Genomic DNA, 221 nt, shown 5'->3' on the forward strand with positions numbered 1-221 from the left:
CGTGGAGCTGAATGATACTAATCGGTCGAGGCTTTGATCTAGTCTAATGGTTTGTGTTGATGAATCCTCAGTTTTGAGAGAACAATCTCAAAAAACATGTTGACATTATGTTAAAATAATGTTAATATCATATTTGTCTGGTGGCGATAGCGAGACGGCCACACCCGTTCCCATGCCGAACACGGAAGTTAAGCGTCTCAGCGCCGAAAGTAGTTGGGGGA

The 221-nt window shown here is 43.4% G+C and carries 1 rRNA gene; it reads left to right on the top strand.

The features are described 5' to 3' along the window. Positions 1–136 precede the first annotated feature (136 nt). A 5S ribosomal RNA gene (gene rrf, locus KOG47_RS14705) occupies positions 137–221 on the top strand; the annotation flags it as partial.

Origin of the sequence: Exiguobacterium sp. s121 (assembly GCF_018617245.1) — a bacterium.
GTDB classification, from domain to species: Bacteria; Bacillota; Bacilli; order Exiguobacteriales; family Exiguobacteriaceae; genus Exiguobacterium; species Exiguobacterium profundum.